At 41.7% G+C, this 9,081-nt stretch carries 8 protein-coding genes; 1 reads left to right on the forward strand and 7 read right to left on the reverse strand.

The annotated features are described in order from the left end of the window. Nucleotides 1-196: 196 nt before the first annotated feature. The 4 genes from IH597_13405 to IH597_13420 form a co-directional block, all read right to left on the reverse strand. Entirely contained in the window at nt 197-424 is a 228-nt protein-coding gene (locus tag IH597_13405) for a hypothetical protein (protein ID MBE0663451.1), read from the reverse strand. A 26-nt stretch (nt 425-450) separates the two neighbouring features. Next, nucleotides 451-2,616: a T9SS type A sorting domain-containing protein gene (locus IH597_13410; protein ID MBE0663452.1), complete on the reverse strand. Its 2,166-nt coding sequence runs from the start codon at nt 2,614-2,616 to the stop codon at nt 451-453. Nucleotides 2,617-2,670: 54 nt separating this feature from the next. Beyond that, on the reverse strand, nt 2,671-3,360 hold the full coding sequence (locus IH597_13415) for a hypothetical protein (protein ID MBE0663453.1): 690 nt from the start codon (nt 3,358-3,360) through the stop codon (nt 2,671-2,673). A gap of 274 nt (nt 3,361-3,634) precedes the next feature. Beyond that, the gene (locus IH597_13420) at nt 3,635-4,084 is read right to left on the reverse strand and encodes a PAS domain-containing protein (GenBank protein MBE0663454.1); all 450 of its coding nucleotides are present in this window, start codon (nt 4,082-4,084) and stop codon (nt 3,635-3,637) included. Between the two features lie 633 nt (nt 4,085-4,717). Between IH597_13420 and IH597_13425 the strand changes: the two genes are divergently transcribed. Continuing rightward, on the forward strand, nt 4,718-5,839 hold the full coding sequence (locus tag IH597_13425) for a hypothetical protein (GenBank protein ID MBE0663455.1): 1,122 nt from the start codon (nt 4,718-4,720) through the stop codon (nt 5,837-5,839). Nucleotides 5,840-5,984: 145 nt separating this feature from the next. On the opposite strand, the gene IH597_13430 is transcribed toward IH597_13425, so the two are convergent. The 3 genes from IH597_13430 to IH597_13440 form a co-directional block, all read right to left on the reverse strand. Beyond that, complete coding sequence (locus tag IH597_13430; protein MBE0663456.1) at nt 5,985-6,365, reverse strand: hypothetical protein; 381 nt, start codon at nt 6,363-6,365, stop codon at nt 5,985-5,987. Between the two features lie 95 nt (nt 6,366-6,460). Then, nucleotides 6,461-7,798, reverse strand: a complete 1,338-nt coding sequence (locus IH597_13435; GenBank protein MBE0663457.1) for a hypothetical protein — start codon at nt 7,796-7,798, stop codon at nt 6,461-6,463. A gap of 188 nt (nt 7,799-7,986) precedes the next feature. Next, nucleotides 7,987-9,081: hypothetical protein (locus IH597_13440; protein ID MBE0663458.1), on the reverse strand; the 1,095-nt coding region annotated here is incomplete at its 5' end.

Consider the following 9,081-nt stretch of genomic DNA (forward strand, 5'->3'; position numbering starts at 1 on the left):
ATATACGATTTTGCTTTCAAGGGGTTGTTTGATCATAAAAATCCCAATATGTATTTTATAAAAACAAAAAAGCGGCATTCCTCATCAGGGATATGCCGCCTAAGTTTTCAGATCCAATATTAAATGCGTATCTGCCTGTAGGTTTCGAAGAAATAATTGCCAGGTATTGGTTCAGAATGCATAGCACACAGCCTATCTATTCAGCCAGTTTTTTGCGTGCATCATACACTTTTTTGCCTCCGTAGCCGGCAGCCATTAGCAAGAGGAATCCTGCTCCGGCACCAATTGGTGCACCTCCGCCTGGTGGTTGGTTACCGGGATCTCCATGACCCGGGGGCGGGGGAGGAGAGCTTTGCGCGTTTAATGCAAGCTGAAACATCAGCAAGAATGCAGGAAGCAATAAAACTTTGAATAGTATTTTCATCTCTGTAAAATTATATGTTGAATATTTTAATTGATTACCACTTTTCTTGTGGCAGTTTCGCCTGCCGAAATCATTCTGACAATGTATGAACCGCTGGGAACCGATAATGGAATATTGTTTAAACCTTGTCTGGATTCCTGGCTCAGAATCAACTGGCCCTGTGTATTGTATAACTCCACCACTGCCATTTCAGCCGGGCTAAGCACGTAAAGCAAATTGCCGTAAGTATAAGCCTGGAGGAGGTTGGTTACAGGGATTTCTTTATTTCCGACCGTTGTAAAGCTCAGCAGGAAGCGGTTAGCATCATCCTCGCTGGCGGAAGTGAAGGTATATACGGGTTGTTCGCTCAGATTTTGTGTGTGGTTCAATTTCAGGTCGGTGAGGTTGACAATAACATCACTGATGGTTTCCTGCATTTCAATAATGAAATCAGTATGGGCATTTTTATGGAACCCGAAAGGAATGCTCATGCCACCGCTCATTTCTGGAAGTGTGTTCGTTGAGAATCTTTTCTCATCAGCAACAGAGTAAAACATAGGAGCGTAGCCCGACATAAAATAGGCATCAAACGAAATATCGAAACCCTGAGTCGCTTCGGGGTTGAACTTTACAACACTGCGCTGTGCAGTTAAGCCTTGTGCATCGCCGGCAACAAGAAGTATGCGTTCATCATCTGATTTATACCAGGGTGTAGTATTATGTACCCTGTTAATTGCCAGCATACTCACTATACCACTTTCCTGAGTTGCAAAAACAAAGACTCCGTTGGCAGAGGGAATCGGATCACTTGGTTCAATATCAACATAGCCTTGACCAGATTCGCTCCATATTTTAGCTACTCCAGCTACGTCTCCCCAGGCCTCACCTCCCCATAGAAGTGCGCTGGCAAATGGATTGCCTACCAGGTTCCAGCCGTAATGATTGTCATTATCGGGAGTACCCGAACTGGTTATAGGAATATTGGCCACGTTCTCAGCATTAACGGGGCCAGTAAAGGTCTTGGTTCCCGCTTCCTGATAGGCTACCAGGTATCCTTCTCCGGAAAGAAAGGAGAAGATATTATTTGCTCCAACTTTCTGATTGAGCCAGAGTTGCACTGGTTCATCCCAGCCATAGAAATCATAATTGTTGTTGCTTAATCCATCCGGGGTCCAGTCGCCGCCAATGACCTGGCCTGAAACCGGTGCTGAAATCAAGTGCCAGCCATCACCATTAACACCCCAGTCGGCAGCGGCGATGTATCGTTCAATGGTTGCTATTATGCCGGTAGTATTGTGAATGAGTGATGCGGTGCCTGTGGCATCTGATTGCAAAGTAAGAGCATCTAATGCTGGATTGTCCTTGAATAATTGACCGTTCACAGTTAGTTGAGCACTTGGGTTGATAGTAAGTGATCTATTTGTCTCGATCCATAAATTATTTAAAGCATAATTCCCATTAGCAATTCCATCTGCTTTTAATAACACATTATTACCTGTATTAGGAGTAGCTGAATTGTGCCAATTTCCGGCAGTACCCCAGTTACCTGCCGTTGTCAATACGCTCCTTGATAAGGGGCGGCTATTCAAGTCAGAGAAATCAATAAAATGGCTATTTTGATTGGTGATTTCATAGGAACCTCCAAAGTTCCAATCTTCGATATCCTCATCGAATTCGCACTCGTTGTAAAAAACTTTGGTTTGAAGAGTAAGATCAAAACTCCATGTCAGATTTGGTTCAACTTCAGGAAAAGTTTCAGTGGATGGTAATCGAAGAAATCTAACCCTTGCAACCCTTGTTCCTGTAGGTAAAATTTCAGCATCCACGCTACCCGCGATATTGGCTGGATTAATCATTCTGATTCCCTCGAATCCACCTTGTAAATAATATTCAAAGTCACTATTACCAGGTGCCTTACCTCCACCCAATTGACTGGAACCGGAAACGACAGCAACTGTTGGATCGGTTGGAGATGTACCCTTAATTAAAGGGTTGATGATGATAAAGGCCTGCATTTGTGAATAGAAAAAATTGTTGGGTCCAGTACGATACAACATGAGGTCAAACTGAAATTCCCGTGAATTAATTTGTTCAAAATTTTCAAGTCTTGCCTCATAAGTAGGTGCAGGTTGCCAGTTTTGAGCAGTAGCTGTCAGCATAGTGGTTATAAAGCCCAAGGTTAATAAACATCTTTTTAGTATGATTTTTTTCATATGCGTTGGTATTGATTGAATGGTAATAATATTGTCTTTGTAACGCTCTGGTAATTAATTTGGAACAATTTTTGAAACTGCAACTCTTAGGTTATTATAAGCAATAGAATTATCGCTCCCATCAACAACACCATTGCCGTCAATGTCAGTGGAAATATATCCAATTGCTGCGATCCTAAGTTGATTGTAAATTAATGCCGCATCTGATCCATCAACTACCCCATCCTGGTTCACATCCCCTGCATAAATGCCAAAAACTCCAGACTCTAACTGTACCTGGTTGCTACCATATGCCTGGCTTGCGGTAGTAGTGAAGTCGTATGAATTTGTATTGGACAAATCAACTGCAACGGCAGAAACTGTTTCCAAATGATTACGGGTTCGGATAGTAAGGTAATATACTCCCTCGTTAGGAAGATTCACAACTGCAGTTCCATTTTCAAGCAGGTTTATACCAGCAACTTCATAGGTTGATCCAATCTGACCATATTGGCCCGGTGTGTGCAACTCAAGGGTAAAACGCTCTGCAATAGGAGAATCCCAGCGGGGAGCAATAAGTCCTCCATCTTTTACTTCATGCACTTGCCTCATTGTTTCATTGCCAATGTAGAAGCCTTGAAGAAACAATTTGATTGTAAATGAGTTTACTCCTCCCGGAGGCGGTGGAGGGTACTGTGCCAGGATATTTCCTGATAAGAGCATACAAACAAGTAGTAAACCGGTGTAATTTAAAATTTTGTTCATAAAGTCCGCCTTTCTTAGTTTTAATCTTTTTATTAATGCACGTAATTACTCCATTAATAAAGGATTGAGCACATAGTTTGCAAAAATATGGAAATATAAACACCGAAAGCAAGTGATTTGTTAAAAGCCTGTTAATTTATAATTTTGTTTAGGGTGCTATTTTACTGCGTTTCCCGATACTGTTGGTTGTTATAAAGGTTCTGCAAACATCAATCCGCGATGTAAAAATGTTTATTCGATGGGTCTTTCCCGGGCAAAAGCTTGTCAATTAATGTTACTGCCTACTTGTAGGTACCTCCTGTGCTTCATACTTTGCAATTTGTTCCTCAAGTTTTTTCAGGTTTGTAATGTCGCGTAGTATCTCCAAAACGAAGATGACTTTGCCTTCTTTGTTGCACACTGGCATAGCATTTATTTCAAACCATTTTCCAATACTTTCAAAATACGATTCCGCCCTGTCGGATTTTTTGGTAATTACTACTCTTGCCCCTGCGCAGTTACTGCAAAATGTTGGGCAACCTATGATTTCATAACATTTGCGGCCGATAACATCTTCGGGTTCCAGTCCAAGCATTTTGTATCCGGCGCGATTATAAAAGAGAATGGTATGGTCAGGTGACTTGACACTAACAATTTCAGATATCTCATCAAAAGCAGCGGGAATTATCAAATCAAGCATTCCTGGTAATTCGTTGTGAGAATGTAGATGATCCCGGCTTTTCATTGTTCGAGCCCTTTAATAGTCTTCTGTAGGTAAAGCCCTGAAAGTAGTAGTAGTCATATTATTAATCCTGCTTAAATAAGAATCCTACTTTACATCTTAAAAACCAGTGTTTCCGGCTTTCGCCGGAAACACCAGCATCAGAAGAGGAATGGGATTTCGTTGCAACTGTTACAGGCACCAATTCAAGCAAACACAAATCATTAACTGACTTGCAAAACCTGTAACAAGTAGAAAAAAAGAAACTCGGATTCCATATAGACCCGTAGTAACTTAAAGAACAAAATCAACCGTTCCAGTTACAAAAGTAGTTCATTGAGCCCCTGTATCCAAATTATTCATGTTCATTTTTTTAACCATTTATTATTCGTAGTGGTTTTGGGAAGAATTCGTATGGGTTTTGCCAGAAAGCGCAAAGTTGACTATAAAAATATTCTATTAAATCGCTTGCTTTCTTCTCGGTTTTCATGCTATGATCTGTTTCAGAATACCACAAAACTTGCCAAGGAAAGTGATTATCAACTTAGGAGATTGGTGTTTTTGTTGAAATCAAAATGAGCTTTGCTTTGTTAATTCACCATTTGGCAAAACCTCTGCTAAGTTGATGTATATTTGTCAGGTAAACAAAATAGGCGAATGAACAGAAAAAGAGAATACAAGATAACGTTCCCATCGCTCTTCATCATTATGAAGCCGGGTTTGCATATGGTAATGTTATTCTTCTTCGCCTTTTGCCTTGTTGCTCCTGAAATTCCTGCACAACTTAACACCAGTTACCGCATTCAGATTAAAGCCCTGGATCGGGTCAAAATTGACAGTGTGAAAATGCTGTGCAATGTCGTGGCTGATCAGCTCGACATGGCTGTTTTTATTTTGGATCAGGATAACTATTATAAAATGGCAGTGGGGAATTTTAGTAGTTTCAGGCAGGCAAGCGAAAAATTGGAATTCATCAGCAGTTTTTATCACGATGCCTGGATTATTACCGATTACAATGAATTTGTGATCTTTTCGGTTGATCCAAAACAAGTTACTGACGAACTGCCTGAGAAACCGCAGGAAACAGAAATGATTGATTACGATGACGCTGAAATACCGGTACAAGATCCAGGCGATATTTCTGAACCTATCACTAAAGAACCTTTACCAGTTGAGATTTCTGAAGAAGTTGATGAACCTGTAGCCGATACATCCGACCTGGTAAAGCCTGAACCCATCATTGAAGCAGAAAAGCCGGAGAGGAAAAAATTATTCTGGAAACTATACGGATCGGGTGTTTATATTGACCTGCATGCGTCAGACCCGGAAACCCGTTATTGTACTTATAACGGCTTTGGAGCCGGAGTGGGAGTTTTTTATGCAATCACGAAAAACCTTGCTCTTGATTTGTCGGCCAGCTATAGTATGGCCAATGCTATGGCGATTTTTGAGAAACATGATTTATCGGGCAATGCTTCTGTAATTATGGTGAACCCATCCTTTATTGCAGGAACCGATTTCTTTTCAAGGCATGGCATTTATGGAAAAGTGGGTGCAGGCTATTTCAATTACGATTATGCTTACAAGCTTGAGCTTAAACCAGGGTTTTCGGGTGGCCCGGCAAGTGTAGAAACTGAATTGTTGGAGCGCGCCGTAACTTATGGCCTGGATGTTGGGATTGGCATTCGGGTGTTCCGCCATTTTGATGCTTCAATGAATGCATGGTTCGATCAGAATTCCAGGCGTTTTTATAGGGTGAACCTGGGGCTTGTATTTTAAGAAAATAAAAAGAGGCTGTCTCAAAAGGTTGAATCTTGTCATCCTGATCCGCCGCGGCGGAGAAGAATGACAAAAAACAGTGAATTCAGTGGTTTTGAGACAGCCTCCGATGTTGGTTTGATTTCCCCCACTATCTCCACAAATTCTAGTTTAGCTTTTTCATATATCTTACAGTTACCATTGAAGGATTGCTGTGCTCAATAATAAGGTTCTCACCAGTTGCTTCAATAATGATCCAGCTTGAACGCTTGCAAAACTCAGTTGATAACACTATTTCATCATCTGAAACCACATAGCTAAAGATCATTTCTTCTTGCTGGTATGATATCGAACCCAGGCCATCCTGATTGAACTGCATATAAGCATCTTCCAGTTCAATGATTTGCTCTTCGGTTTTGTCGGAGCCTGAATATATGGCGGTTAATTGCTGCCCGATCTGCCAGCGCCCAACAACATCAACAGATGGTTGTTTGCTGCAGGCTGTGCTTATTGCGATCAGCACTATGAATAATATTAATGTTCTCATAAAAATAACTTGCTTAATGCCACACATTAAAGCCAGTAAAAGCTAACTGAATGATTTGTAAAAGAATTTCGCAGGTTTCTACATGCTGAAGTTACCTACCAATTGAGTTGCAGATCTGTTGAAGGAGAAACACAGTTTCCCAGAACAAATTTTACAACTTTGTCTGAACCTGGATCGGTACTCAGCGGACCTCCATCGGTAGAAGTAAAGGTGTTATAGTATTGGTATTCAAAACCGCCATTATCATCAGGGACAAGAATAAAGAGCTCAAAAGTAAATTGCTCGCCGGGAATTCTTATCCTGTCGGGGTAGTGTACACAAAGTGCCTGGTTCTCATTGCCAAGGTTAGTAAATGGAGAGTGGGGCATCTCGGTGGTTTCGCCATTGAACGTCCGGTAAACATGGATCTTGAAAATAGCAGGCATGTCTGGTTGTAACCCACCTGTTAAATCTTCATAGTCCGAACCAGCGAAATCCTGCGGCCCATAAGGTGCACCAATGGGTGGCGGTAAAGGAACCGAGAGGTCAATGTGGATTATATAATACGGAAATGGCGCCACATCCCAGATCAAATATGTTCCTTTATAGGGGTACTGTCCAAGCGGTAGAGGAACTGAAGGTAGAATATTTATGCCTTTAATTTTTACTGCCTCGTCATCATCCTGCAAAATACTTGAACCCAGGTCAATGATTATCTGGTTGTTCTCATAAGTAACAGTTCCATCGGTTGGTTGCTCTCCTGCAAAGATATTCTGTATGGTGGGACCATTCAAATCATAATAGTACCACCAAGGCGAACCATTTCCTCCAAAGTTTCCTCCGTAGGCTGTTTCGTCCTGGTATTGAACTCCGCCATTGGCACAGATATCGCCGAAGAAGCAGAACTGTCTTACCACGATTTCGGTAACTCCGAACCATAAGAACCCAAATTCTCCAATCTTCTCACTGCTGTAACACAAAACTTCTGTTTCAAGCTGGGCTTTCGTAAATGCACTTACTTCGAATTCAAATGCCAATGGATTTGACACATATTGAGCAAAAAGGCCTCCCGTTACAGGTGCAGCCATAATGATACTGCCCCCGGGGCCATCAAGTAGCAGTACTTTGGTAAGTACGTAGGTTCCGGCGTCCAGCTTAATTGATTGTGTGTAGAGTTTGCCATTTAGCGTAAATACCAAGGGATAAAATGTAATAAAATCATCATTGCTATCCTTCACCTCAATTTCCGCGACTGTTGGTATAAGCAGGTTCCCATCAATATCTACCGGACAGTCAAAATTCCAGGGGTCGTCATCCTTAAGTCCCGTTGGATCAACAAGATCAAAGCTAAATGAAACATCCTGTTTAATAATAGTTTTCCTGACCTCATCCTTTTGGCAACTTGCCATCAGGAAAGCCAGGATAACAATTACTGCTGATATTTTCATTCTCATAGAGCCGGAAGTGTTGCTTATAGTTTGCTTAGATAAATAACCGGGAAGTGCAAATAATGTTTATTCAAAGCCTTGAGAAGATTCATTTTTGAACAACTACAGTTAAGATTAATGAGTCATGCACCTGGTAGCTTATGACAGGGAATGAGCGCACCCATTCCCTGTAGTTTTCTGTTGAATTTATCCGATTAGGGTGTAAGCTGGGTTAACTTAAATCCTTGCATCCCGTATGATTTTTTTGGATCTCCAGGACCTTCTGCTCCGACATTCTCTGAGATAACTTCGAATGTTCCATCTGCACCGCTTTGGATTCCGGTCCATTTCACAACATTGCCTTCTGTGGTATTAAAGCCTCCATTAATTTTAATCACAGCCTGGCTGACAGCAATAACACCTGATCCTGAACTGCTGGCATTCGTATAGCTGTCAGCACCAGCAATCGTAAACCTGCTCCACCTTGAACCTGCACCAGTTCCGGCGTAAGTGATACCGTTTCTGTTAACCGTTGCTGTAAATTCGTAAATTTTTGAAGGATCTAAACCTGTAAAGGTTGCTTTGTAAGACCAATCGAATGATGAGCTATTATATGATGCGCTCTCATTAAGATTAAGTATTCCATTAAAGGTTGTATGTGCATCAGTACCAGCATCAGGCATAGAACCCAGGCTTCCCGAAACGTTAACTGCTGCCATTGTTACAGTAACTGTAGTGTTATTTCCGGTTGCAAAATCTTTTAAGAGGCCTGAGGGGGTTTCAAAACCGCCACCTCCTCCGAGGTACCCACTGAAAATCGTTGTGTTTGGAGCGCTGCCGGAAGCCGGCCCTACGCAATCATTGAACGCATCCCAATCTACGATTCCACCTTGTCCGGGTCCCTGAGGTGGATCTAGCCATGAATAAATATTTGTAGACATAGGAGAGCATGTTCCAATTGCGAAATCAACTATTCCCTGAGCTCCTATTTGAGTCAATGGAGTGCCATCATTCGTGGTATAGGTTGCGTAAGTCTGCCAATCAAAAACACCAGGTGTTGTGGTAGGAACCCAAACCTGAAGTTCAAAGGTGAAGACATCTGCCATTCTCAGGTAATCGGGGTATTGTACGCAAAGAACCTGGCCAGTGCCATAAATAGAAATGTTGTCAAAAGGTGAATTCGGTACTTCCACGTTATTTCTTTTAACTATCACTCTCATTACGGCAACTTCATCAACCATGATACCTCCCTGGGCATAGATTGATCCTTCATATGCTTCAGGGTTCAAAATACAAATATCACCAAAGAA

The organism is Bacteroidales bacterium (assembly GCA_014860575.1).
Classification (GTDB): Bacteria; Bacteroidota; Bacteroidia; order Bacteroidales; family JAAYJT01; genus JAAYJT01.

Coding starts and splice junctions, on each gene's coding strand:
- IH597_13425 (MBE0663455.1), top strand. CDS start 4,718: ATGAACAGAAAAAGAGAATACAAGATAACGTTCCCATCGCTCTTCATC.
- IH597_13420 (MBE0663454.1), bottom strand. CDS start 4,084: ATGAAAAGCCGGGATCATCTACATTCTCACAACGAATTACCAGGAATG.
- IH597_13405 (MBE0663451.1), bottom strand. CDS start 424: ATGAAAATACTATTCAAAGTTTTATTGCTTCCTGCATTCTTGCTGATG.
- IH597_13430 (MBE0663456.1), bottom strand. CDS start 6,365: ATGAGAACATTAATATTATTCATAGTGCTGATCGCAATAAGCACAGCC.
- IH597_13410 (MBE0663452.1), bottom strand. CDS start 2,616: ATGAAAAAAATCATACTAAAAAGATGTTTATTAACCTTGGGCTTTATA.
- IH597_13415 (MBE0663453.1), bottom strand. CDS start 3,360: ATGAACAAAATTTTAAATTACACCGGTTTACTACTTGTTTGTATGCTC.
- IH597_13435 (MBE0663457.1), bottom strand. CDS start 7,798: ATGAGAATGAAAATATCAGCAGTAATTGTTATCCTGGCTTTCCTGATG.